This window comes from Niallia sp. FSL W8-1348 (assembly GCF_038006745.1).
GTDB lineage: Bacteria > Bacillota > Bacilli > Bacillales > Cytobacillaceae > Niallia > Niallia alba.
Genome location: NZ_JBBOVV010000003.1, coordinates 147,817 through 172,241, shown reverse-complemented (window position 1 = coordinate 172,241; position 24,425 = coordinate 147,817). Strand labels below are relative to the sequence as shown.

19 protein-coding genes are annotated in these 24,425 nt (G+C 35.0%); 18 read left to right on the top strand and 1 reads right to left on the bottom strand.

Going from position 1 to position 24,425, the window contains the following annotated elements:
* Positions 1–36 precede the first annotated feature (36 nt).
* From aspS to NST60_RS23585, 7 genes are all read left to right on the top strand, one after another.
* Entirely contained in the window at positions 37–1,806 is a 1,770-nt protein-coding gene (aspS, locus tag NST60_RS23615; RefSeq protein ID WP_224428362.1) for an aspartate--tRNA ligase, read from the top strand.
* A 280-nt stretch (positions 1,807–2,086) separates the two neighbouring features.
* The gene (locus NST60_RS23610; protein WP_016201661.1) at positions 2,087–2,854 is read left to right on the top strand and encodes a tRNA threonylcarbamoyladenosine dehydratase; all 768 of its coding nucleotides are present in this window, start codon (positions 2,087–2,089) and stop codon (positions 2,852–2,854) included.
* A 172-nt stretch (positions 2,855–3,026) separates the two neighbouring features.
* Positions 3,027–3,224, top strand: a complete 198-nt coding sequence (locus tag NST60_RS23605; RefSeq protein ID WP_254415451.1) for a hypothetical protein — start codon at positions 3,027–3,029, stop codon at positions 3,222–3,224.
* 290 nt (positions 3,225–3,514) lie between these two features.
* Positions 3,515–3,790 (top strand): hypothetical protein, encoded by a 276-nt coding sequence (locus tag NST60_RS23600; RefSeq protein ID WP_341100501.1) that lies wholly within the window; start codon positions 3,515–3,517, stop codon positions 3,788–3,790.
* A 7-nt stretch (positions 3,791–3,797) separates the two neighbouring features.
* Positions 3,798–4,175 carry a GntR family transcriptional regulator gene (locus NST60_RS23595; RefSeq protein ID WP_016201659.1) on the top strand — a complete coding sequence of 126 codons (378 nt, stop codon included), beginning with the start codon at positions 3,798–3,800 and terminating at the stop codon, positions 4,173–4,175.
* On the top strand, positions 4,176–4,865 hold the full coding sequence (locus NST60_RS23590) for an ABC transporter ATP-binding protein (RefSeq protein WP_254415449.1): 690 nt from the start codon (positions 4,176–4,178) through the stop codon (positions 4,863–4,865).
* 21 nt (positions 4,866–4,886) lie between these two features.
* Positions 4,887–5,789, top strand: coding sequence for an ABC transporter ATP-binding protein (locus tag NST60_RS23585; protein ID WP_341100495.1), 903 nt, complete (start codon positions 4,887–4,889; stop codon positions 5,787–5,789).
* A gap of 251 nt (positions 5,790–6,040) precedes the next feature.
* On the opposite strand, the gene NST60_RS23580 is transcribed toward NST60_RS23585, so the two are convergent.
* Positions 6,041–7,480, bottom strand: a complete 1,440-nt coding sequence (locus NST60_RS23580; protein ID WP_169187685.1) for a DDE-type integrase/transposase/recombinase — start codon at positions 7,478–7,480, stop codon at positions 6,041–6,043.
* A 166-nt stretch (positions 7,481–7,646) separates the two neighbouring features.
* On the opposite strand from NST60_RS23580, the gene NST60_RS23575 reads away from it, so the two are divergent.
* From NST60_RS23575 to NST60_RS23525, 11 genes are all read left to right on the top strand, one after another.
* Entirely contained in the window at positions 7,647–8,600 is a 954-nt protein-coding gene (locus tag NST60_RS23575) for an ABC transporter permease (RefSeq protein WP_169188884.1), read from the top strand.
* A 434-nt stretch (positions 8,601–9,034) separates the two neighbouring features.
* Positions 9,035–10,318 carry a replication-associated recombination protein A gene (locus NST60_RS23570; RefSeq protein ID WP_212116986.1) on the top strand — a complete coding sequence of 428 codons (1,284 nt, stop codon included), beginning with the start codon at positions 9,035–9,037 and terminating at the stop codon, positions 10,316–10,318.
* A gap of 333 nt (positions 10,319–10,651) precedes the next feature.
* Positions 10,652–12,019 carry an extracellular solute-binding protein gene (locus NST60_RS23565; RefSeq protein ID WP_341100491.1) on the top strand — a complete coding sequence of 456 codons (1,368 nt, stop codon included), beginning with the start codon at positions 10,652–10,654 and terminating at the stop codon, positions 12,017–12,019.
* Positions 12,020–12,154: 135 nt separating this feature from the next.
* Positions 12,155–13,063 (top strand): carbohydrate ABC transporter permease, encoded by a 909-nt coding sequence (locus NST60_RS23560; RefSeq protein WP_084668613.1) that lies wholly within the window; start codon positions 12,155–12,157, stop codon positions 13,061–13,063.
* A gap of 10 nt (positions 13,064–13,073) precedes the next feature.
* The gene (locus NST60_RS23555; RefSeq protein WP_016201651.1) at positions 13,074–13,904 is read left to right on the top strand and encodes a carbohydrate ABC transporter permease; all 831 of its coding nucleotides are present in this window, start codon (positions 13,074–13,076) and stop codon (positions 13,902–13,904) included.
* A gap of 6 nt (positions 13,905–13,910) precedes the next feature.
* Complete coding sequence (locus NST60_RS23550; protein ID WP_341100488.1) at positions 13,911–17,018, top strand: alpha-mannosidase; 3,108 nt, start codon at positions 13,911–13,913, stop codon at positions 17,016–17,018.
* 155 nt (positions 17,019–17,173) lie between these two features.
* The gene (locus NST60_RS23545; protein WP_254415445.1) at positions 17,174–19,405 is read left to right on the top strand and encodes a helix-turn-helix transcriptional regulator; all 2,232 of its coding nucleotides are present in this window, start codon (positions 17,174–17,176) and stop codon (positions 19,403–19,405) included.
* 269 nt (positions 19,406–19,674) lie between these two features.
* Positions 19,675–20,790 (top strand): IS4 family transposase, encoded by a 1,116-nt coding sequence (locus NST60_RS23540; RefSeq protein ID WP_100525938.1) that lies wholly within the window; start codon positions 19,675–19,677, stop codon positions 20,788–20,790.
* 204 nt (positions 20,791–20,994) lie between these two features.
* A complete protein-coding gene (gene menC, locus NST60_RS23535; protein ID WP_169189703.1) occupies positions 20,995–22,116 on the top strand; it encodes an o-succinylbenzoate synthase in 1,122 nt (373 codons plus the stop codon).
* Between the two features lie 20 nt (positions 22,117–22,136).
* Positions 22,137–22,961, top strand: coding sequence for a hypothetical protein (locus NST60_RS23530; RefSeq protein ID WP_341100484.1), 825 nt, complete (start codon positions 22,137–22,139; stop codon positions 22,959–22,961).
* Between the two features lie 27 nt (positions 22,962–22,988).
* Positions 22,989–24,131 (top strand): M20 peptidase aminoacylase family protein, encoded by a 1,143-nt coding sequence (locus NST60_RS23525; RefSeq protein ID WP_016202897.1) that lies wholly within the window; start codon positions 22,989–22,991, stop codon positions 24,129–24,131.
* The last annotated feature ends 294 nt before the right edge of the window (positions 24,132–24,425 follow it).

The following is a 24,425-nucleotide window of genomic DNA, read 5'->3' as shown; positions in this document are numbered from 1 at the left end:
GAATTATTAATACAAGATAATTAGGGAGGATACTTCATGTTTGGAAGAACATATTTTTGTGGTGAAGTAACAGAAAAATCGATTGGAGAAAGTATTGTTTTAAAAGGGTGGGTTCAAAAAAGACGTGACTTAGGTGGACTTATTTTCATCGATTTGCGTGACCGTACTGGTATTGTACAGGTAGTGTTTAATCCTGAGATAAATAAAGAAGCAATAGAAATTGCTGATAAAGTGCGAAACGAATTTGTTCTTGATATAAAAGGAAAAGTAGTGGCACGTCAAGAAGGAACAGTTAATGAAAACATTAAAACAGGAAAAATTGAAATAATAGCGGATGAAATTTCGATAATAAATGAAGCAAAAACTCCTCCATTTATTATTTCTGATCAAACAGATGTAGCAGAAGATGTCCGTTTAAAATATCGTTATTTAGATGTTAGAAGACCTGTTATGTTTGAAACATTAAAGATGCGTCATCAAGTAACCAAAGTTATGAGAGACTTTCTTGATAGTGAAGGATTCTTAGATATAGAAACACCAATTTTAACGAAAAGTACGCCTGAAGGAGCAAGAGATTATTTAGTTCCTAGTCGTGTTCATCCAGGTGAATTTTATGCTCTTCCACAATCTCCGCAAATCTTTAAGCAATTGTTAATGGTTGGTGGAGTAGAAAGATACTATCAAATTGCTCGTTGTTTCCGTGACGAAGACTTACGTGCAGATCGACAACCAGAATTTACGCAACTTGATATCGAAACAAGCTTTATGAGTCAAGAAGACATTATGGCTATGATGGAAACAATGATGGCAAAAATCATGAAAGAAGTAAAAGGAATAAATGTTTCTTTACCTTTTGCAAGAATGCCATATGATGAAGCGATGAGCAGATACGGTTCTGATAAACCAGATACTCGTTTTGAAATGGAATTAGTAGACCTTTCTGAAATAGTTAAAGATTCAAGCTTTAAGGTATTTGCTTCAGCGGTCGAAACAAATGGTCAAGTAAAAGCAATTAATGTAAAGAATGCAAGCGGAAAATATTCTCGTAAAGATATTGATGCATTGACAGAGTTTGTAAAAGTGTATGGTGCAAAAGGTCTTGCTTGGTTAAAAGCAGAAGAAGATGGCTTAAAAGGACCTATTTCCAAGTTTATTTCAGAAACAGAGCAAAAAGGTTTAGAGCAAGCTTTAGCAATTGAAACTGGAGACCTTCTATTATTTGTTGCCGATAAAAAGAACGTTGTTGCAGATGCATTAGGAGCTCTACGTTTAAAATTAGCAAAAGAGCTAGATTTAATCGATCAAAGCAAATTTAATTTCCTTTGGGTGACTGATTGGCCATTATTTGAATATGACGAAGCTGAAGGTCGTTTTTACGCAGCTCATCATCCATTTACGATGCCACAAAGAGCAGATCTTGAACTGCTTGATAGCAATCCTAAAGCAGTGAAAGCACAAGCCTATGATATTGTATTAAATGGATACGAGCTAGGTGGAGGATCTCTGCGTATTTTTGAAAAAGACATCCAAGAGAAAATGTTTAGCTTACTAGGCTTTACGAAGGAAGAAGCGCATGCTCAATTTGGCTTTTTATTAGAAGCTTTTGAATATGGTACACCACCACATGGCGGGATCGCGATTGGATTAGACCGCTTAATTATGTTGTTATCTGGCCGTACTAACCTTCGTGATACAATTGCATTCCCTAAAACGGCAAGTGCAAGCTGTCTCATGACAAATGCTCCAAGTGAAGTAAGTGAAAACCAATTAACAGATCTACATTTATCACTAAAACTAGATAAATAATGATGAAGAGCAGAAGAAAACATTCTAGAATATGTTTTCTTCTGCTTTTTTTATTCATGGGATATTTAGTGTTGACAATGACTTCCTTGTAAAATGAACTAGTATGGTAAACAAAATTTGATGCTTATTTGGAAGCAAGAAAAGGAAGAGTGGTAGCTGATAAAAAATTATGATATATTTCATAAGTAATTATTTTTATTCTCCCAGAATGAAAGTTCCCTGTAAGGGAATATGTAAACATAATTAGCTTATAGGAAAAATTAAATGGAGTTGAAAACAGATGTTACACCAATTTTCGAGAAATGAGTTAGCCATTGGTAAAGAAGGATTAGACACGATGAAAAACAGCACTGTAGCTGTTTTAGGTATTGGGGGCGTTGGTTCTTTTTCAGCAGAAGCCTTGGCCCGCTCTGGCATAGGAAGATTAATTTTAATTGATAAAGACGATGTGGATATTACAAATGTGAACAGGCAGGTCATTGCATTGTTATCCACTGTTGGCCGTCCTAAAGTAGACATAATGAAAGAGCGTATTGCAGACATTAATCCTGAGTGTGAAGTAATTGCCTTGAAAATGTTCTATACAGAAGAAACATATGAAGAAATTTTTGACTATGGCTTAGATTTTGTGATAGATGCTTCTGATACAATTGCGTATAAAATACATTTAATGAAAGAGTGCCTAAAAAGGAATATACCGATTATTTCAAGCATGGGTGCTGCAAATAAAATGGATCCAACCCGTTTCCAAATTGCAGATATCAGTAAAACACACACAGATCCGATTGCGAAAGTTATTCGTACAAGACTACGTAAAGAAGGGATTAGAAAAGGAATTAATGTCGTATTCTCTGATGAAAGTCCCATTATCATTCGTGAGGATGTTCGTAAAGTAGTAGGAAAAGATAATGCACCAATACGTAAAGCAAAAATGCCGCCCTCTTCTAATGCATTTGTACCTTCTGTAGCTGGATTAATTATGGCTAGTCATGTTGTAAAAGAGTTATTAAAAGAGATAAAAATAACACGTGTAAAAGATGAAAAATAAGTTATTTATTTTATAATTACAGTCTTTACGTCGTAAAAAAGGGTGAACTCATAATTGATGAGTTGATCCTTTTTTATTTGTGTTTAGAAATACCACTCCAATGTCCTATTGACGAATGTTTTTGCATTAGTGTACTATGTTGATAGTACACTAATACAATGAGGTGATTTGTTTGCATTCCTTTAATGGACTATTGAAGAAAGATTTAAAGCTTGGTCTCCCTTTTCTATATACAATTCTTCTTATTATGGGATTAGGGATGGTCACGGCAATTGGTTTTGCAGGTTATTATCAATCATTTGTTTTGGTAGCGATTTTAGCTATTTCTTTATGTTTTGCCCACCTTTTTTTCTTCCTGCCTTTTTATTGACTTCGTTGAATATAGAGGGGAAAACACAATTATGGCTTCATAATCCAAATAGCAGTATAAAACTTCTTTTATCCAAATGGATTGCTGGCTTTCTCTATTCTTTAGGATCTTTAAGTCTAATATTTATTGTTGCAGTGATCAGCATTGTAAATGCAGGAGACTTTCAGTTAGCTTTCAATCAGTCGGATTTATTTTTTATGTGTTTGGTTATTTTAGGAATGTCCATATACTTTAGTAGCTGGATTTTTTTCTATTGGGCTCTCTATCACAGTATGAAAAGAATCGCATGGATGAACAAAATACGTTGGCTGCTTTTAATCCTTATTTGGAATGGCTGGAATGTGGCAGTCTATTGGTTTAATCGAATTCCCATTATTGATGCGCTTAAAAGGAAAAGTGTGATTTCAGTAGACCATACATTCACTTTTGAAGGAAATCAGCATTTTTTTCAGGCTTCAATAGAAAGAACAGATATATCAATTTTTACATTACTAGGATATTTCATAACATTCATTGCCGTTTTTCTAGCAGCTTCTTGGTTACTGGAAAAGAAAGTGGAGGTGTAGCTTTACAATGGCAGATGAATTTCAAGCATCAAGACCAATTTATATGCAAATCGTCGAAAAAATCACACAGCAAATTGCTCGTTATGAACGAATGCCAGGAGATAAACTACCATCTGTTCGAGAAATGGCTATTGCTTTAGGCGTAAATCCTAATACGATTCAACGAACGTACAGTGAATTGGAAAGGATGAAAATTGTGGAAACGAGAAGAGGTCAAGGTACATTTATTACTGAATCAGGGGAAGTTTTAGATAAGCTAAGAACAAAGTTACAACATGATTTACTAGATCAGTTTGTTTGCAATATGAAAGAGCTAGGAATCAAAAAAGAAGAAATGGTTCAGTTATTAACAAGCTATCTTCACGAGAAGAAGGGTGATAAGTAAATGATACAATTTCAACATGTAACCAAAAAATATGGCAAAGACTACGCTGTGAATAATATAAATTTAAGCCTAGAAGAAGGAAAGATTTATGGTCTTCTTGGAACAAACGGGAGCGGCAAATCAACTATATTAAAGATGATTGCTGGGCTTGTTCAACCGACTAATGGAGAGGTGTTAGTCAACAAGAAAAAGGCTAATCGTAGAATTGCTGAGGAAGTTTCGTATTTAACAGAGTTAGATCGTTTTTATGAATCCTTTACTGTCCATGATATGGTTCAATTCAGTGCATCACAATTTAACGATTTTCAGCTTGATAAAGCAAAAGAATTACTAGAATTTATACACCTAGATGGAGATAAAAAAATAAAGCATCTTTCAAAGGGGAATAGAGGGAGACTTAAGCTTGTCCTCTGTATAGCTAGAACAGTGCCTATTCTTTTACTGGATGAACCTTTTTCTGGACTCGATCCATTGGTTCGTGAATCCATCGTTAAAAGCTTATTAACATATATAGATTTTGGAAAGCAAACAGTTGTGGTTGCTACACATGAAATAGCAGAGGTTGAATCTATTTTAGACAATATTATTGTATTAAATAATGGGGATTTAATCGCCAATCTTTCTGTAGAAGATTTGAGAGAAGACAAAGGGCAATCAATTATTGAGTGGATGAAGGAAAATATAAACTAGTGAAAGGTTGGTAGAGAAATATTGACTTCAATTGTAGACTTAAAAAATGTTTCTAAAGTAATCAAGGGGAGAAAAATTATTGATTCCTTAAGCTTCCAGGTAGAAGAAGGGGAGGTATTCGGTTTTCTCGGTCCGAATGGAGCTGGTAAAACGACAACCATTCGAATGATTGTGGGATTAATCAGTATGAGTGACGGCGATATTTTTATTTGCAACGAGAGTGTTCGTGATCAATTTGAGAAAGCAATCCAGCATGTCGGCGCAATTGTAGAAAACCCTGAAATGTATAAATTTTTAAGTGGCTATGAGAATCTCTTGCATTATGCGCGAATGATGAAGGGGATATCAAAAGAGAAAATAATGGAGACGGTTGAATTAGTAGGACTAACAGAACGCATTCATGATAAGGTTCGTACGTATTCACTCGGTATGAGACAGCGATTAGGTCTTGCACAAAGCCTTTTGCATGATCCGAAGGTTCTGATTTTAGATGAGCCAACTAATGGGTTAGATCCTGCTGGAATCCGAGAAATAAGAGATTATTTAAGAATGTTAGCAAGAGAAAGAAATATGGCAGTTATTGTTTCTAGTCACTTATTATCAGAGATGGAAATGATGTGTGATCGTATCGGTATCATTCAAGAGGGGAAACTTGTCGATGTACAATTAGTAAAAGATTTTGTTGCAGTGGAACAAGTATTTGAAATAGAATTGAATCCTGTTGATACAGCGATCAATTATTTGAAAAATGTATATCCTGATGTGCAAATGACATCAAGTGAATCAGGAATTTCGCTTACTGTGACAAGAGATAAAATACCAGAAATAATTAAAACACTTGTGTTACAAGATTTTCGCATTTTCGGAATAAAGGAAGTATCGAAGACATTAGAAGATAGATTTTTAGAATTGACTAATCGGTAGTGTCAAAAGATTTATGAAAACTACCTAAAGGGTTAGTTTCTCTCCTATTTACTGGATGGAGATGCGCCGCAATCGCTCTTGACAAACACGCCAATGGTTTGAGGATTGTTTAACAAGGGCGAAGGGAACAAAAGAAGGCATACCAAATAAGCCCTTGGTTGTTTCCATTTTAAACCATTGGCAAGTTCGGTTTGTCAAGAGTTCGCTCCGCCGATTGCTGAATTAGCTTAAGGGCTCAGCTAAACAAAAAGTTAGGCTTGTCTTTGTTCTACTATCCATTGTTGTGCTAATCCAATGAGCTTTGTCCAACGTGCTGGCATTGTTGGAAGCCCCTTGAGTTCTGGATTCACTACGGGCACTTTTCCTTCTAAGGCGGCATGCGGACGCAAAAAGTTAAAGTAGGCCGTAAATAAGGTGACGTATGAAATGGAACCATGTTCAGAGCCGAATCCATGAGTGGAGCGATAATTGCCCTTAAAGGTGCGGTTAAGTCTCTCAATTATTTGTTTCAGTGGTCTATATTCGGTCGAAACAGGGTCCTCATTGGTTAATCCAATGACCTGCTTCACATCGAATGAAATCCCATGTTGAGCGAAGAAATGTTGGGCTAAAAGATAGATTGGATTCCCGTCTACCACAAAGGTCAGATTTTCTGGAATCTCTTTCATCTTGATTAAGACCTCATCAATTGCTCGAATGGCTGTTGCTGTGTCTCGATTAGGCGACACCGGATACGAAAGAATAATCTTTTTCACGGCGTCAAAAAAGAAAAATAAATAATGCCATCGACCGTTTACTCTGATATACGTTTCATCACCGCAGAATTGGTCTGAAAGTTCATAGGGATAGTGATCCACATAAGGTTTAAGTAATAAAGCTACGCTATTTTCGTAGTTCAATACAGTCTGATGTGAAATCATCACTCCGTGTACGTCCTGCATAATCGCAGCTGTTTTACGGGCCGAAAGGCCATAGTTTACATGATAGGTTAGGATTAATCCTAATGTATGTGGTGATGCATAAATCTTTGATAAGTCAACGGCCGGCAGTTCTGGTGATTCCTTGGATAACGGCTGGAAATCGATATGAAACTGACGGAAAATGTATCTTAATTTAAATGCTTGAGGGTCCTTTTTGAACCTTTTCTTTTCTTTTGAAGTCATCCCATTGAGCTTCTTTTGATAATAAGAACAGTCATTGTTCTTGCACTTAAACACGTGAAAATCTTTTCTTTCTTTTATTTTCTCGAGAGTTTTGGAACAATGAGGACACTTCAGGATGGCTTCCTTAGAATAACGGTTCTTTTCACTGAAGAGCTCTGTACACACCTTGCATTGATACTGGCCTTTATCTCCATTGTTGGCATAAAGATAATCTGATGGAGCACCACACTTTGGGCAGTTCATGGATTTAGGTACGGAAACTTTTGCATTCTTACGCCTTTGAACAGGTTTAAGTGGTTTCCCGTTCTTCTCTAGATATTCACTAAGAAGAACTCGATAATCAAGCTGTTCCAGAACTTCAATGACCGGAAGGTCGTCCACTTGAAGTTTTCGATATGGTTTATTTACTGGCTGTTCAGTAGGCTTATCAAACATACTCTTACCAATCAATAAAGTAAGCAATGTTCGAATTAGTTGTTCTTGATAGTTTATAAAAGTTAATAAATAGGTTATAATTTGAGGGTACAAATTGTCACTTCCTTTTCTAGGTTGTTGAGAGTGTCGTAACCTCAATTATCCTTAGAATTCAGGGGGTGGCAATTTTTTTGCTTATAAAGCCCTCTCAGATAGGATTTAATAACCTATTTACTATAAAAGTTTTGACAATACGGACTAATCAAGGGGAGGGACAGAAATGATTCAGCTAATAAGAAATGAATGGATGAAAATATGGAAACGTCCAGCTACATTAGTAATGATAGTGATTTTGTTAATTGCTGTACTGCTATTAGGTGCTTTTAATAAATATCAATCAAGTGGATTTTCTGTTCCAGATAATGAGAACTGGCAACATGGACTTGAATTGGAAAATAAACGCTATAAAGAAATGCTAAAGGATGAACATCTTCCTTCAGAAACAAGAAATTATTATACAAAAGAAATAGCACTAAATGAGTACCGTATTACGCATGATTTAAGTACAAACATAGAATATTCGGCATGGGATTTTGTTTCTGATAATATCCAGTTAATAAGTATCGTAGGCTTATTTACTATTATTATAGCAGCTGGAATTGTTGCGAATGAGTTTAATTGGGGAACGGTGAAACTTCTGCTTATCCGACCATTGAGCAGAACGAAGATATTATTGTCCAAGTATTTAACCGTGCTATTTTTCGGTTTTATAGCTCTTTTTGTCTTATTCGCATTCTCCTTTGCACTAGGTGCTATCCTTTTTGGTCTACCAGAAGAAGCCTATCCATATTTATATTATTCCGATGGTGTAGTGAAAGAACAAAGTATCTTCATTCACTTAATCGGTTTTTATGGGTTAAATTCGATTAGTTTAATTATGCTCACTACGATGGCGTTTATGATATCGTCCGTCTTCCGGAACAGTTCATTAGCAATTGGTATATCCATTTTCTTAATGTTTATGGGAAATACAGTAACGTTTTTATTAGCTAATTGGTTCGACTGGGCAAAGTATCTATTATTTGCTAACACTGATTTAACACAGTATTTTGATGGAACACCTCTTGTTAGTGGCATGACCTTGTTTTTCTCTATTATAATGCTACTAGTTTATTTTATCGTGTTCATCGGGTTAGCCTTTTGGGTATTTAAGAAGAGGGATGTGGCGGCATAATAGTAAAAAAGAATGAAGTGATATTATTCGCTTTATTCTTTTTTTATAAAGAATTATTAAATACAGAATGTAATAGTTATATTAGAAAGACCCCCTTTTAATAACTCCATTTCACTATTTAATAAAGTAGAATGAGAAAACAAAGGATCATTTTAAATAATCTTATGAAAATAGAAAGAAATTAATAAGCAAAAGTATTTCCCAAGGAATAGTAGATAGGTAAAGAGCTTTGCTATTTTATCCCACTCATAACAGCCCCAGCTCAAGCTGTTGAAAGTATCCCCTAAAGGTCATATAGTGCAACTAACCATCAGTGGGGGAGAAAGGAAAACCCCCACTAATGGAAGTTTCATTTTATTAGACAAATCAACTTTTTTCTTACTTTCTTCTTTTACGTTATAATAAAGGTAAGATGTTTTAAAGAAGGTGTATAAATGAACGGAGAACCACTTGCTTTTCGAATGCGACCGACAAACCTAGATGAAGTAGTTGGGCAAAAAGAAATTATTGGGAAAAAAACAAGTTTATATAAAATGATTAAAAATGGTCATGTTCCATCCATGCTATTGTATGGTGAGCCTGGTATTGGCAAAACCTCGATTGCATTTGCGATTGCTGGAACGACAAAGCTTCCTTTTATTGCATTAAATGCAACCACATCTGGTAAAAAGGATGTGGAGGCAGTTGTAGATGAAGCAAGAATGACAGGAAAGGTTATTCTCTTTTTGGATGAAATTCATCGCTTTAATAAAGCACAACAGGATTATCTACTCCCACATGTAGAAAGAGGAGATATTGTTTTAATAGGTGCTACTACAGAGAATCCCTATCACGACGTAAACCCTGCGATTAGAAGCAGATGTGGTCAAATTAAGCAATTAAAGAGATTAACAGATGATGATATTAATGAATTACTGCATCGAGCATTAAAAGAGGAAAAAGGGCTTGGAAATCTCTCCATTCAAATTAGTGATAATCAGGTGGAAAGAATCGCAATGGGAACAAATGGCGATGCAAGGAAATCGCTAACGCTATTAGAATCAATTGTATATTCATCAGATAAAGAAGAAGGAACTTTTATCATTAAAGATGAAACGATTGAACAAATGATTGAAAAGGTTGGTGTTTTTGGGGATAAAAAAGGTTCGCATTTTTATAATCTTTTATCAAGTCTACAAAAAAGTATTAGGGGAAGTGATGTAGATGCAGCCCTTTATTACCTTGCTCATTTGTTGGAAAGTGGAGATTTGGTAGCTGTGAACAGAAGACTACTAGTTATTGCTTATGAAGACATTGGACTCGCTAAAACATCTGTTGGAAATAATGTTTTAGCAGCAGTAACAGCTAGTGAGAGACTAGGTCTGCCAGAAGCACGTATTCCCTTATCTGTAGCGGTCGTGGAAATGTGCTTATCCTCAAAATCGAATGCTGCTTATAAAGCGTTAGATGCAGCGATAGCAGATGTTCGTAGTGGCAGAGTAGGTGATATCCCGATGCATTTAAGAGACGGGCATTATGAAGGTAGCAAAAAGCTTGGACATGTTGGCTATATTTATCCGCATGACCATCCAATTGGAACATTCGGAGGATGGGTCGATCAAGATTATTTACCAGAGAAGTTAAAAGGAACGCAGTATTACCACCCAACAGAAGCAGGGGAGGAGAAGAAGCTGGGATCTATATATGACAAACTTAGAGGGTTTAAAAAAGATAGATGATAAAGAATAGATTTGAATAATTAGAGTCTGCGTAAATGACACTTATGAACAAAAGGTAGTCATTTATGTAGGCTTCTTTTTTAGGCGAATTATTAGGTGAAAAAATCTATGCGGAATAATCTTCATTTTCTTAGATGGTAGATAAAATGTCATTCTAGCAAATCAATATTTTTTGTTAAAATCTTCATTTTTTTAACTATATATGAAAAATATTGACTTTCTTTTATTTTATAGATTGAAATAGAGGTAATTAGAGCTTAAATTGAAAGTGCTTACATTTTAGTGGCTGATTATATCCACTAATGATTGAATAAAAATGGAGGGGTTGAAAAGATGGGGAAATCGTTTAAAAAAGTATTTTTGATTCTCTTATGCATTCCTTTTTTATTGATTGGATGCTCTAGTGAAAGTAATACTGATGAGGGGAATAGTGAAGGAAAAACACAGGTTAAAATAACATGGAGAGATGTAGGCGAACATGATAATTTGAAAAAATATTTAACTAACACCTTTATTCCTGAATTTGAAAAAGAAAATCCAGACATAAAAATTGTTTTATCTCCGATCACCGCTAGTGAAGGAGACTATTTCTCAAAAGTAGCCTTATCGATGCAATCAGAAAGTACAGCACCTGATGTTGTAGCAGAAGACTCCTTTATGTTAAATTCTGATGCTAATGCAGGATATTTATTGCCTCTTGATGATTATGTAAGTGATTGGGATCAATGGGAATATTATACGGAAAATTTAAAGTCAGGTTCGCTTGGAGAAGATGGGAAATTGTATGCCATTCCAGGGACGTCTGATTCCCGTGGACTGTGGTATAACAAAAATGTTTTTAAAAAAGCTGGCTTACCAGAAGATTGGCAGCCTAAAAATTGGGATGAAATTATAGAAGCTGCTGAAAAAATAAAAGATTCTTCCTCAGATGTGATTCCTCTTTCCATGGGAGTGGCAAAAGCAAATGGAGAATCTGTATCGATGCAAACTTTCGAGATGTTACTCTACGGCACAGAAGATGTTTTATTTGATGCTGAAACAAAAAAATGGCATGTAAATACAAAAGGAATTGAAGATTCCTTAAAATTTATTGACAACGTATACAATCAGAAAAAATTAGGGCCTCCTCTTTCCATTGCAATTAATAGTAACTACAGTTCCGTTCTATTTCAAGAGAAGTTCCCTAATGATGAAGCGGGAATTATCCTAGATGGATTCTGGAATACAGGCAATTATTCGGAAAATGGGGCAGTACCATTAGATAATGTAACAGAACGATTTGGTTTTGCTGCAATGCCTACCCAAAATGGACAAGAGCCTGGTAATACTACGATGTCTGGGGGATGGACATGGGCTATTCCAGCAAAAGCAAAAAATCCTGAAGCATCTTGGAAGGTTATCCAAGCTTTAGGTGGCAAAGAACAGCAAGCAGCACGCGCTGTTTCAGAAGGTAACTTAACAGTACGAGATGATTCGGCTGAGATTCCAGAATATAAGGAACAAGCATTTATTTCAGAAGCAACCGAATATTTGAAGAATGCACATTTTCGTCCTGCTAATGATAAATATCCGAATGTTTCAGTAGAAATTCAAACAATGGTAGAAGCGGTAGCGACTGGAAGTAAAACTCCAAAACAAGCTGCAAAGGATTATGCAAGTAACGTAACTAGGATTGTTGGAGAAGAGAATGTAGTTAAATAAGTTTTAAGCTGTACAAAAGGTTAGATAAATCTAAATGATGAGACCCTACAAGGAATTATCAGCCAGATTATGTATTATTCCTTGTAAGGTCTAAACCTTTTTGTCATAGTGATAAACTTTTTTAAAAAAGGTGGGATGAAATTGGAAGCCGCATTATTAAAGAAGCCTAAAAAGAAAGGCAAATCGGATCACTTTAAGGCAGCTATCTTTCTAGCTCCAACTTGGCTTTTATTATTGATTTTTTTTATTGGACCTATGATTTTGACCTTGCTTTTTTCTTTTACGAATTTAGCCCTGACCGGAGCAGAAGCTAGTCAGCTAAGATTTGTAGGTTTTGAAAACTTTACCCGAATGTTTCAAGATCCAGATTTCCGTGCTAGTGTATGGAACACAATTGTTTTCGTGTTTTTTTCTGCAGTATTAGGACAATGTTTTTTTGGCTTTTTGATCGCCTTTTTAATGAAAGAGAAAAATAAAACATTTAGAAGAATTGTTGGTTTAATCATTATTGCTGCTTGGGTAACTCCAGAAGTTGTTGTAGCATTCTGTTGGGTGGCATTTCTTGGGGAAAGCGGGACGGCTAATTGGCTATTGAGTCTTTTTGATATTAAGCCAATTGCCTGGTTGTTTACCTTCCCTATGATTAGTGTAGTCATAGCAAATATGTGGAGAGGAACGGCTTTTTCCATGATGGTGTTTCAGGCTGCTTTAGACGATATTCCTAAAGATGTGGAAGAGGCAGCTATTATGGATGGTGCCCGCCGCTTTCAGGTTATTCGCTATATCACTATCCCGATGGTAAAAGGAACGATCGCAACGAATATGATGCTAGTTACTCTGCAAACTCTTGGGGTATTTGCTTTAATTTATACAATGACTGGCGGTGGTCCAGGTGTAAGTACAGCGACTCTACCTGTATTTATGTATAAACAGGCATTTGTTAGTTATCAGTTAGGATATGGAACTGCCATTTCCTTTGTGTTGTTAGTATTAGGAGCAATTGCCAGCTTAATATATATGAAAACCTTGAAAGTGAAAGTGTAGGTGATGTAAGTTGGTCCAAAAAGGATATAAAGTCGAAAAATTTATTCATTATTTAATTCTCTCTATTCTAGCAATCCTGTTTTTATTGCCACTGCTATGGATGATTTTCGCATCAGTAGATCCAGGGGCAATTCAGGCACTAAAGATGCCAGAAAAGATAACGTTAGATAACTTTAAGTCCATATTGTCAGAAACAGCGATTTTGCGTTCGTTTTTTATTGGTATCGGAATCTCAACTTCGCAAGCATTGTTAGTAGTGATTTTATGTATTTTGGCTGCGTATCCACTATCTAGGTATACGTTAAAATATAAAAATAGTTTTATGATGACAATCTTGTTTATGACTTCATTACCAATGACAGCAGTCATCGTACCTGTATTTCAATTATTTCTTTATTTGAAATTTCAAGATTCTTTAATTGCGATGACACTTTTTTTAACAGCATCCTCTTTGCCATATGGTATTTGGATGATGAAAAATTTTATGGATTCTATTCCTTTAGATTTAGAAGAATCAGCATGGGTTGATGGTGCATCAATCTTCCAAGGAATAAAAAAAATCGTTGCTCCATTAATGCTTCCTGGTATATTTACAGTTGCTATTTTTACTTTTACAGGCAGCTGGGGAAATTACTTTGTTCCATATATCCTGATTCAAAGTCCTGAAAAAATGCCAGCATCTGTGACGATATTTCAATTTTTCGGAAATTTCGGAATGGTTAATTACGGTAGATTAGCAGCGTTTTCGGTAATGTATACATTACCTGTTGTCATTTTGTATACAATATCACAAAATTTTATGTCAAAAGGCTTCAGTTTAGGTGGAGCTACGAAAGGATAGGGTGCTATGTTTTATACAATTGAAAAATTAGAAGCGAGGATTAAAGAATTAAATACTTATCGTTACATGGAAAAAAGTAGTCTCAACGGTTGGAAAGCAAAAGAGAGCATTGATGGAGAAGAGAAATATCCTCCTTACCTCTCTGCTGATTGGAAAGACTTTTCTATAGGGGATATTTGGGAAGGAAGAGACTATTATTTATGGATTCAAACAACCTTTAAAGTACCGAGATCAGATGGGAAAGTAATCTTATTATTGGATTTTGGACGAACAGGTGGAGGTTATAATTCTGGGTTTGAGTCATTACTTTTTATTGATGGTCATCCATATCAAGGTGTTGATTCCAATCATAAAGAAGTCTTTATTGATTCGGAATTGTACGGAAAGGAAATTACTCTCTCATTAAAATTATGGTCCGGGTTAGAAGGCGGAGGACCTGAACACATTCAATCACATAAATTTAAAGCAGCGGATTCTGCTGTTTTAAATGAAGAATGTGATGATTTATATTTTACAGCTGATTGTGTCTTAAAAACGATTAAACAATTAAAGGAGGATAACCCTGATCGATACGAACTTTTGCCTTTATTAGAAAAGGCAATGAAATATATTGATTGGTCTTATCCAGGAAGTCCGTCTTTTTATAAAAGTGTAAAATTAGCAAATGACATGCTACAAAAAGGAATTGATTCTTTAGACAAACGTGATTTAGTAGCAATTACCACTATAGGTCATACACATATTGATGTTGCTTGGTTATGGAGATTAAAACATACAAGAGAAAAAGTAGCCCGTAGTTTTTCAACTGTTTTACAGTTAATGAAGCAATACCCAGACTATATATTTTTACAAACACAACCCCAACTCTATAAATTTATTAAAGAGGATTATCCTCTAATCTATGAACAAATTAAAAATAGAATAGCGGAAGGACGATGGGAAGTAGATGGAGCTATGTGGCTTGAAGCTGATTGTAATATACCATCTGGGGAATCATTAACTCGGCAAATTCTCCATGGAACGCAATTTATAAAAAAGGAGTTCAATAAAGATGTCCAGTATCTATGGCTGCCAGACGTATTCGGTTATTCGTGGGCATTGCCACAGATTTTAAAAAAGAGTGGAATAGAGACATTTATGACCACTAAAATAAGTTGGAATCAATATAATCGAATGCCGCATGATACATTTGTGTGGCGTGGAATAGACGGATCTGAGGTGTTAACGCATTTTATTACTACACCTGAACCAGGAAGAAACTTAGTTGATAATGAATGGGCGTCCCGCTGGTTCTATACGTATAATGGACAGTTAGAACCAGAAACAGTGTTAGGCAGTTATAAAGCTTACCGGAATAAAGATTTGAATAAACAATTACTGATATCATACGGGTATGGCGATGGCGGTGGAGGAGTCACTAGAGATATGTTAGAAAATCGCCGTCGAATGGATAAAATACCTGGTCTTCCTCACGTCAAAACAGGGCGTGCTGATGAATTTTTCAAGCAGCTTCATGAAACCGTAAATGCAGCAGAAAGTTATGTGCATAAATGGGATGGTGAATTGTATTTAGAATATCATCGAGGAACCTATACTTCTCAAGCGTTTGTAAAAAAAATGAACCGCAGATTAGAACTTGCATTAAGAGAGCTGGAAATTTTGTATGCAACAGTTCAAAATACGGAAGGAGACCCTTATCCGAAGGAAGAAATATATGATTTATGGGAAGTGTTATTACGTAATCAATTTCATGATATTATTCCTGGTTCATCGATAAAAGAAGTCTATCAAGACCATAAGGTGGAGATAGGAGGAGCGATGGAAAGATCAGCCCAACTTTTAACACGATTGAATGATGTCGTTATAAATCAATGGAACGTATATAACTCAGCAGGCTGGGAAAGAAGAGAATTGGTGACGATTGATCTAAATGAAAGCGGAAAATTCGTAACGGATTCTGGTGAAGAATTACAAGCTGTTCCTTGTGAGGAAGGATATATTGTTCAGACTCCTAACATTCCTGCTTTAGGGAATTGTATCATTCAGTTTGTACCAACTAAAGAGGATAGCATAGAAACCCATTTTGTTAAAGAAATAGAAAGTGGCATTGAGACAGATAAATACGTGATAAGCTGGAATGAAAAGGGACAGCTAATTAGCATCTATGACAAAAAATATCAGCGGGAAGTATTAAAAGAAAATGGTCTTGGTAATAGACTTCAATTATTTGAAGATAAACCAATGAACTTTAATGCATGGGATATCGATATTTTTTACCAAGAAAAATGTATTGAGTTAACCGCAGAATCAATTACGATCAAAGAACGAAATAAATTATATGCCTCGGTTGAATTTGTTTATTCGTTTGGTACTTCGAGAATTATTCAAATCATGCAGGTTTATAAAAATTCACGTCGAATAGATTTTATTACTCAGGCTGATTGGAAAGAAAGGGAACAATTGCTTAAAGCAGGATTTGATGTGGACATTCGCAATACAGAAGCAACTTATGATATTCAATACGGTAATGTTAAGCGACCAACACATTGGAATACGAGTTGGGATATGGCAAAATTTGAAACAGTGGCACACCAGTGGGTGGATTTTTCTCAAAGGGACTATGGAGTTAGCTTATTAAATGACTGTAAGTACGGTCATGATATTAAGGATCAAACGATGAGAATTACCTTATTAAAAGGTGGAATTTATCCAGACCCAACAGCTGATATTGGTCAGCATGAATTTACGTATAGTCTTCTACCACATAAAGGAGATTTCATAGAGGGAAGAACAGTTGAGGAAGCTTGGGCTATAAACCAGCCGTTATCTATAGTGAAAGGCAATAAATTAATTAAGGGGCTATTTAAATTACACGCAGAAGAAAGCGTATTCATAGATGCTATTAAATTAGCGGAAAATGGTAAGGGTCTAATTTTACGAGTACATGATCATCTAGGTAGTAACAGAGTTTTAAGTCTCGAGCCATTATTTGATTGTAAAGAATGGAATGAAACGAATTTACTGGAAAAGGACATGACCCTTCCTGTAGATATACAGGGGAATATCACATTTGAGTTAAATCCTTATGAGATTAAAACGATCCGTATTATATAAGGGTAATAATTAATTACAAGAGATTAATAGGTGGAAACAGTTTCTCCACCTATTAATCGTCTTTAACCGTGAGTTTAGCGACCTCTTCTAACATATTGTTTTTCATTATAATCGCACAAATATAAGTTGAATAATAACAAAAAGAGGGGGATATAATGTTTCGGAAAACTATCTTTAAGAAAATTTTTCTGTCATTCTCCGTTGTTATCATTATTTATACTTCTATCATTCTATTTGTTACAATTTCCCAAGAGTATTCCCAGAATAGGCTAGAATTGGATAAATTAAATGAAATGTTTCTTGAAAGGGAAAGTAATATAATTGACTATCGTTTAGATGTTTCGTTAAATGTGGTCAAGCTGCTATCCCAACAAGATGTTATTGTGGAGTTCTTAGAAAAGAATCAGTTTGATTACAATACATATAGTAAATTGTTTAATGAGTTAACAGGCAATCATTTTTCGAATGATCAATTAGGGTTTAATCTTGCTGTTTTAAAAGATTTTGGGACAGATGTAACGAGCTCTGATGGTTATTTTTTGTTTAAAGACTACATGAAATTTATTCATATGGATAAGAATTTGGAGAAATTAAAAGGATTTATGGGTTCGGAAGGAAACAATGATTTACAATGCTATGATGCAAATGACAAATTAATCATTGTTCATAAAATCTATTATCATCAGGAAAAGCAAAACCTTTACTTTTTTATTGTATGGGAGAAAAAGGACTTGTTAATGACGAATTTACCAGATGAGAATGGTATTTTTGGGATTGTCAATGAGTCTACCTTAGCCTCTACCGCAAATAGAGGGGAAAACATACTATCTAGTTTTTTACCAGTGGAAAATACGCATGAAAATCAAATTGTTTCTCGTTCATTAAATGATTATGATGGCTATCAAAAGGGTTCCAATGCGATACCAACAATTAATTATTTATATATAACGAATGTACATAAAGGAATAGGGTTACCGATTCATACCATTAAGAGCATAGCAATAATTTTGTTCGTATTACTTCTGCTCGGTTTCATTCTAACTACAATCTTAAGTAGAAAATCGTATTCACCGATTGAAGAAATTATCAAAAACATAAAAAGCGGTGAAAAAAAGAATAATACAGAAGAGTATATAAAAAATGAACTAGATTATATTATCTCTAATATTCATGATATAAATAAAATCAATAAAAATTTAGTGCAATTGCAAGAAAGCTCATTAAGCGATTTACAAGAGAACTTTTTAAAGAATATCATTTATGAAAATTATGATAAGCAGTTTATAGAGAAAAGATTGAATCTTCTTCAGTTAGATCCATTCCGTGACGGTGGAATTCTTGCAATTGTATCAATGGAGGGAATTTCAGAGTGGGAATCAACTTTAAGTGAAGGCAATATTTTGACATTAAGAAAAAAAGTATTAGCTTTATTTAATGACAAAGATCCCAACCAAAAATTCATATCATTTCCGATTGATTATCAACATTTTTGCTTATTTTTTGCAGAAAAAAATCAGCATCTTATTTTAGAGATGTTAAATAGAATGATTCATAGAATAGAGCAAGAATTAGGAATAGAAATAACTTTTACCCTCTCGCAAGCTTTTTCTTCGTTAATAGATTTACCAGATATATTTAAGTCATCTTTTCAGCTTATGGAACAGAAATATTCTTTTATCGATACAAAATGTTTATGTACCAGCAATGTTCCTTTAACGTCTGAAAAAGAATACTTCTATAGTGTGGAGACGGAAAGTATTTTAATAAATTTTATGCAGAAAAGAGACTTGAAGCAAGCTGAAAAACTGATAAAGGAGATTGTCGAAACAAATTTTAGAGAAGAAAGCATGGATATATTTAGTATTTATGATTTTAGAAATGCCCTTATCAACACATTAAAAAGAATCTTGAATAAATTTAATTTACCGTTTGGCGATTTTTTGAAAGAGAATAAGGCTTTGTTTTTTCATTTGAACAGTACCGATATTGAGATTTTAAAGAGCACCTTTATCGATATTTTCAATGAGTTAATGCTTCTTCTAGGAGAAAAACATTCTCTTAAACTTTCAACTGTAGAAAGTGTTATCAGTTATATTCAAGATAATTACACAAACGATCTTTCCTTAGGGGAAGTTGCAGATCATTTTCAATTAAGTGAATCCTATGTAAGCAAGTTGATCAAAGATCATTTGAAGTCTTCTTTTAAAAATTATGTAAACCAGCTGAAGGTAGAAAAATCCAAGGATTTATTGAAATCAGGTAAATATATGGTATCAGAAGTTGGCGAAATGGTAGGGTGTAAAAATGTTAATACTTTTATAAGGATTTTTAAGCAGTATGAAGGAATAACACCAGGAAAGTATGTTATCAATAAAATGGCCAAATAAATATAATGATATACAAAGTGTGTTTACTCTGTGTAAGCACACTTTTGTGTATTTAGGCTGCGAGTAATAGCTATAAACTTTTTCTAAGATATTTCGACTTTTTAAATAAATTTACACACAAAATTCAAATCACTAGTGTTGCGTTAATTTAATTTAACTATTAAAAATACTTGAAATGTTCAATTTTATCATTTTATGCAAAGAAAAAGTCCTTTATAATGGATAAGTTAGGTGGTAACCCGTCCAAATCCACTAAAAAGGACTATCGCATGGACAAGATTACACGAAAAACTTCATTTGGACAATGGTTTTCACCAATAAATCTTCAATTATTTGAAGAAAACGTGAAAACGTTGAAATTAGATTTCTATACGAAAAAACTAACGACAGAGTCATTTCTAAAATTATTACTTTTTGCGCAGCTAGAAGAAGTCGAAAGTCTGCATGCGCTGAGCGATTGTCTTTTCGATGATCAACTGCAAAAGGGCATTGATCTTGATTCTATCAGTATTTCCCAACTCTCACGCCGTTTAAATGGCATGAATCCAGACTTATTCCAAAAGCTTTTCCTTGATTTAGTTTCACAAATTCATGCCAAAACGCACAACACGAAACTTGTGATGCCATTAAAAATCATTGATTCAAGCACATTGCCTCTCAATTTGACTAATCATAAATGGGCAAAATTCCGCAAAACAAAAGCGGGTGTTAAATTGCACTTACGCCTTGTGTTTATGGAAAAAGGTATATCCTATCCCGAAAAGGCCATTATGACAACGGCCAAAGAACATGACCGCGGTCAGCTTGAAGTAATGGTTGATGACAAGGAATGTATGTATGTGTTTGACCGTGGTTACTTAGACTACGAACGCTTTGATCGGATGACAGATGACGGCTACTTTTTCCTTTCTAGGCTGCGAAAAAACGCAGTCATACGGGAGGTTTACGATTTTAAACTACCCGAGAATACATCTGTTTTGTCGGATCAAATGGTGTTGATTGGTACGACGCAAAACCGTGCCGAAAATTACTTTCGTCTTCTAAAAGTGATTGATTCAAAAGGAAATGAGCTTCATTTAATCACAAATCGTTTTGATTTAAGTGCTGAAGAAATCTCAAAGATGTATAAATCACGCTGGGCGATTGAGTTATTTTTCAAATGGATTAAACAACATCTCCATATCAAAAAGTTTTACGGCCAAAGCGAATGGGCAATTCAGAATCAAGTGTTTATCGCACTTATTGTTTTTTGCCTGCATGTTCTCGCACAAATCGAGACAAAAAGTAAACGAAAAACCCTACAAATTAGCCGATATTTACGGGCAGCTTTGTGGAAACCAGCACATATTTGGCTTCGAAAGATTGAAGGAAAAACCATTCCTTAATAAACAAATTGTCGTCGTCTCTTAAGTCTAATTGTAAAAAAATTTCCAAATGGATGGATCCACCTTTAGTTGGGTATTTACTTTTTTGGCTCTTAACAGGGGACATATTTAAACTGAATATTCTAACAAAATTTATGCAACACTAGTGAATTCAAATAACTATTAAAATAGAATAAAGAGACTTGATGAAAAGGGCGTGAAATGGTGCAAATCGATAAAATAGAAGTTCAGCATGTAAAAATGCCGTTGGTTAGTCCTTTTGAGACGAGCTTTGGCAAACTGTTAGAGAAGGATTTTCTTATAATTAAAATATATAGTGGAGAGCACATTGGCTATGGAGAGTCTGTCGCTTTACCTGATCCTACTTATAATGAGGAAACGACTGGAACAGTCATTTACATGTTAAATGAGTTTTTGATACCACTCTTGTTAAAAGAAGAAATAAATCATCCAGATGAAGTTTCAAAAAGATTCGCTCCTATCAGAAGAAATAATATGGCAAAAGCAGCTTTAGAAGGAGCGATATGGGATTTATATAGTAAGAAATTAGGTATTTCTCTTTCTAAAGCACTTGGTGGTGTACAAACTTCGATTGATGTAGGGGTTAGCATTGGAATTGAACCTACTACAGAGATGCTTTTATCAAAGGTGGATCGTTTTTTGTCAGAGGGCTATAAAAAAATCAAAGTAAAAATTAAACCTGGTTATGATTTGGAGCCTTTAACGAAAATAAGACAGACTTTTGGATATGAAATACCGTTAATGGCGGATGCTAACTCTGCGTATACATTAGCAGACATTGAAAGAATCAAAGAATTAGATCCACTTAAATTGATGATGATTGAACAGCCGTTAGCATATGATGATATTATTGACCATTCTATCCTACAGAGCGAGCTTGCTACACCAATATGTCTAGATGAAAGTATTCATTCCGTAGAAGATGCGCGAAAAGCGATTGAATTAGGAAGTTGTAAAATTATTAATATTAAGATTGGCCGTGTTGGTGGATTGACCGAATCGAAGAAAATTCATGATTTATGTGAAAAACATGGTATCCCTGTATGGTGTGGAGGAATGCTGGAAGGCGGTATTGGCAGAGCGCATAATATCGCGATTACAACACTCCCAGCCTTTACTATAGCAGGAGATACATCTGCTTCCAATCGATACTGGAAAAAGGATATCATCTGTCCAGAAGTCACATTGTCTACCCCAGGAAAAATAGATGTGCCCTCAGGAGCTGGTATTGGATTCGACTTAAACGAAGAAGTGATTAATCAACATATGATTTCGAAGAAGGTATATCCTAATCTATCTATATAGTTAAGGGGAGAACAAATAAAGTGAAACCTTATATGATAAGAGAAGTGACCGCAAAAGATGAAATCCAAATGGTGGTTGTTTTTCAAGATTTAATTTGGGGGAAGAAGAATACGATGCCTTTTCCATTTTTGGTTGCCTCCCTTCATAATGGAGGGATCATTATAGGGGCTTTTCTCAAGAAAGAATTAGTCGGTTTTTGCTATGGTTTTCCTGGCTTTCATCAAAATGAAGTATATTTGGTGTCACATATGATGGCAGTAAAGGATAAGGAAAGAAATGCTGGATTGGGCTTTAAAATGAAAGTTAAACAAAAAGAATTAGCTTTGGAGCGTGGCTATAAAAAAATTATCTGGACTTTTGATCCGCTAGAATCACGTAATGCCTTTCTTAATATTGCAAAATTAGGAGGAGCAGTCAAAACATATTATTCCGATCATTATGGAATAATGGACGATGAATTAAATAGTGGTCTTCCTTCAGACCGTTTTTTATTAGAGTGGAGTCTTAAGGGGAAATCTGTTAATAATATTCCGGCGGAGGAGCAAATTCAATCGATTGTTACTTGGGAAATGGCGGCAGATATTCCTGTGCCATTATTCGTAGAATCAATTTCCAAAAAGGCAGAATTCTATAAGGTTCCTGTTCCAAATAACATACATACAATAAAAGAAAGAGACATTGCGATAGCAAAAAAATGGCGCATCATGCTACGAAATGCATGTAATCACTTGTTTGAAATGGGATATATCATTCATTCTTTTCAAAAGACAAATGAACCAGTGAATTATTATATTGTAAGCTCAGGCAAAGTCGCTTGTTTTAGCAAAACAATACAAGCTGAATAACGAGGTGCATAAACTAGGAGGGGAAAAATGCGCGAGCAAATTGACGGCTGGGTAGATAGGCAAAAGGAAAATATAATAGAAATGTACCAGTTTCTTCATAATAATGCAGAAATAAGTTGGGAGGAAGTTAAAACAACTCAATTTATAAAGAATGAACTAGAGAAATTATCAATCTCTTATGAATTATTTAATGATCAAACTGGTATTGTAGGTGTATGGGGAGAAGGTAATGCTCCTGTCGTTGGCCTTCGAGCAGATATGGACGCATTATGGCAACAAGTTAAAGGGAAATGGAAAGCAAATCATTCATGCGGTCATGATGCACATACAACTATTTTACTTTTTACTTTAAGATGTCTGAAGGAATTGGGTTTTGAACCAAAAGGAAAGATTAAGTCTCTTTTTCAGCCGGCCGAAGAGACTGGTGCAGGGGCAATTTCTTTTATTAATAAGGGGCTTTTAGATGATGTGGATTATTTATTAGGACTGCATGTACGGCCAATTCAAGAAATGAGATTTGGCGAATGCTCTCCTGCTATTTATCATGGTGCAGCAGCAAGCTTTAAAGGGAAAATATATGGAATGCAGGCACATGCAGCAAGACCTCACTTAGGTATAAATGTAATCGATAGTCTTACAGCAATCAATGTGGCGATCCGTTCTATTCCTTTAAATCCGATCATTCCAGCATCCGCAAAATTAACTTTTGCACAAGCAGGAGGGAAAAATTTCAACATTATCCCAGATTATGCCGAGTTTGGGATCGATGTTCGTGCCCAAACCAATGAAGCGATGGCTCAATTAATTTCCAGATTAGAGAGCCAAGTAAAACTAGCAGGAGAGGCAAATGGAGCAAGAATAGAATTAGAACTATTATCCGAAATGCCAGCAGCAAGTCCTAATAAATGGATGGAGGAAATAGTAGCAAGAAGCATTAAAGATATACTTGGGAAAGAAGGGCTTGTAAAACCACCAATAACACCTGGAGGAGAAGATTTTCATTATTATGCAAAAGTAAATGAACAACTTCAAACAACCATGATCGGATTAGGTACTGATTTGCAGCCAGGTTTACACCATCCTGACATGCATTTTCAGCTAAATAGCTTACTACATGGGATAAAAATCATGGCACTATCTACAACTAAATTAATGGAAAGAAACCACTAAATAGAATGGGCTGGGACATAAGTATTCCAACCAAATATAAACCTAAACAATTACACGAAGATGCTAAAAGAATTTCGTATAATTGTTTGGGTTTTTTATTCATTTTACAAAGATGGTTTGTGGTTATCACCCCCAGACTAAATACATTTCGCTTTCCGTGGGACGAGTGCCAAGCCTCCTTGTCATATTATTCCTGCGGGAAGTAGAGCAAAATCTTTTTAATCTAATTTACGAGATTTTCTAAAAGAAAAAATAATAGCCTCCCCATGTAAATGGATAAATCCACTAATTATT

What these genes read in the sequence shown, in the direction of transcription:
- NST60_RS23540 (WP_100525938.1), top strand. Translation starts at nt 19,675, where the DNA reads ATGGACAAGATTACACGAAAAACTTCATTTGGACAATGGTTTTCACCA.
- NST60_RS23595 (WP_016201659.1), top strand. Translation starts at nt 3,798, where the DNA reads ATGGCAGATGAATTTCAAGCATCAAGACCAATTTATATGCAAATCGTC.
- NST60_RS23610 (WP_016201661.1), top strand. Translation starts at nt 2,087, where the DNA reads ATGTTACACCAATTTTCGAGAAATGAGTTAGCCATTGGTAAAGAAGGA.
- NST60_RS23525 (WP_016202897.1), top strand. Translation starts at nt 22,989, where the DNA reads ATGCGCGAGCAAATTGACGGCTGGGTAGATAGGCAAAAGGAAAATATA.
- NST60_RS23565 (WP_341100491.1), top strand. Translation starts at nt 10,652, where the DNA reads ATGGGGAAATCGTTTAAAAAAGTATTTTTGATTCTCTTATGCATTCCT.
- NST60_RS23550 (WP_341100488.1), top strand. Translation starts at nt 13,911, where the DNA reads ATGTTTTATACAATTGAAAAATTAGAAGCGAGGATTAAAGAATTAAAT.
- NST60_RS23590 (WP_254415449.1), top strand. Translation starts at nt 4,176, where the DNA reads ATGATACAATTTCAACATGTAACCAAAAAATATGGCAAAGACTACGCT.
- NST60_RS23545 (WP_254415445.1), top strand. Translation starts at nt 17,174, where the DNA reads ATGTTTCGGAAAACTATCTTTAAGAAAATTTTTCTGTCATTCTCCGTT.
- NST60_RS23570 (WP_212116986.1), top strand. Translation starts at nt 9,035, where the DNA reads ATGAACGGAGAACCACTTGCTTTTCGAATGCGACCGACAAACCTAGAT.
- NST60_RS23560 (WP_084668613.1), top strand. Translation starts at nt 12,155, where the DNA reads ATGAAATTGGAAGCCGCATTATTAAAGAAGCCTAAAAAGAAAGGCAAA.
- NST60_RS23575 (WP_169188884.1), top strand. Translation starts at nt 7,647, where the DNA reads ATGATTCAGCTAATAAGAAATGAATGGATGAAAATATGGAAACGTCCA.
- aspS (WP_224428362.1), top strand. Translation starts at nt 37, where the DNA reads ATGTTTGGAAGAACATATTTTTGTGGTGAAGTAACAGAAAAATCGATT.
- NST60_RS23600 (WP_341100501.1), top strand. Translation starts at nt 3,515, where the DNA reads ATGAACAAAATACGTTGGCTGCTTTTAATCCTTATTTGGAATGGCTGG.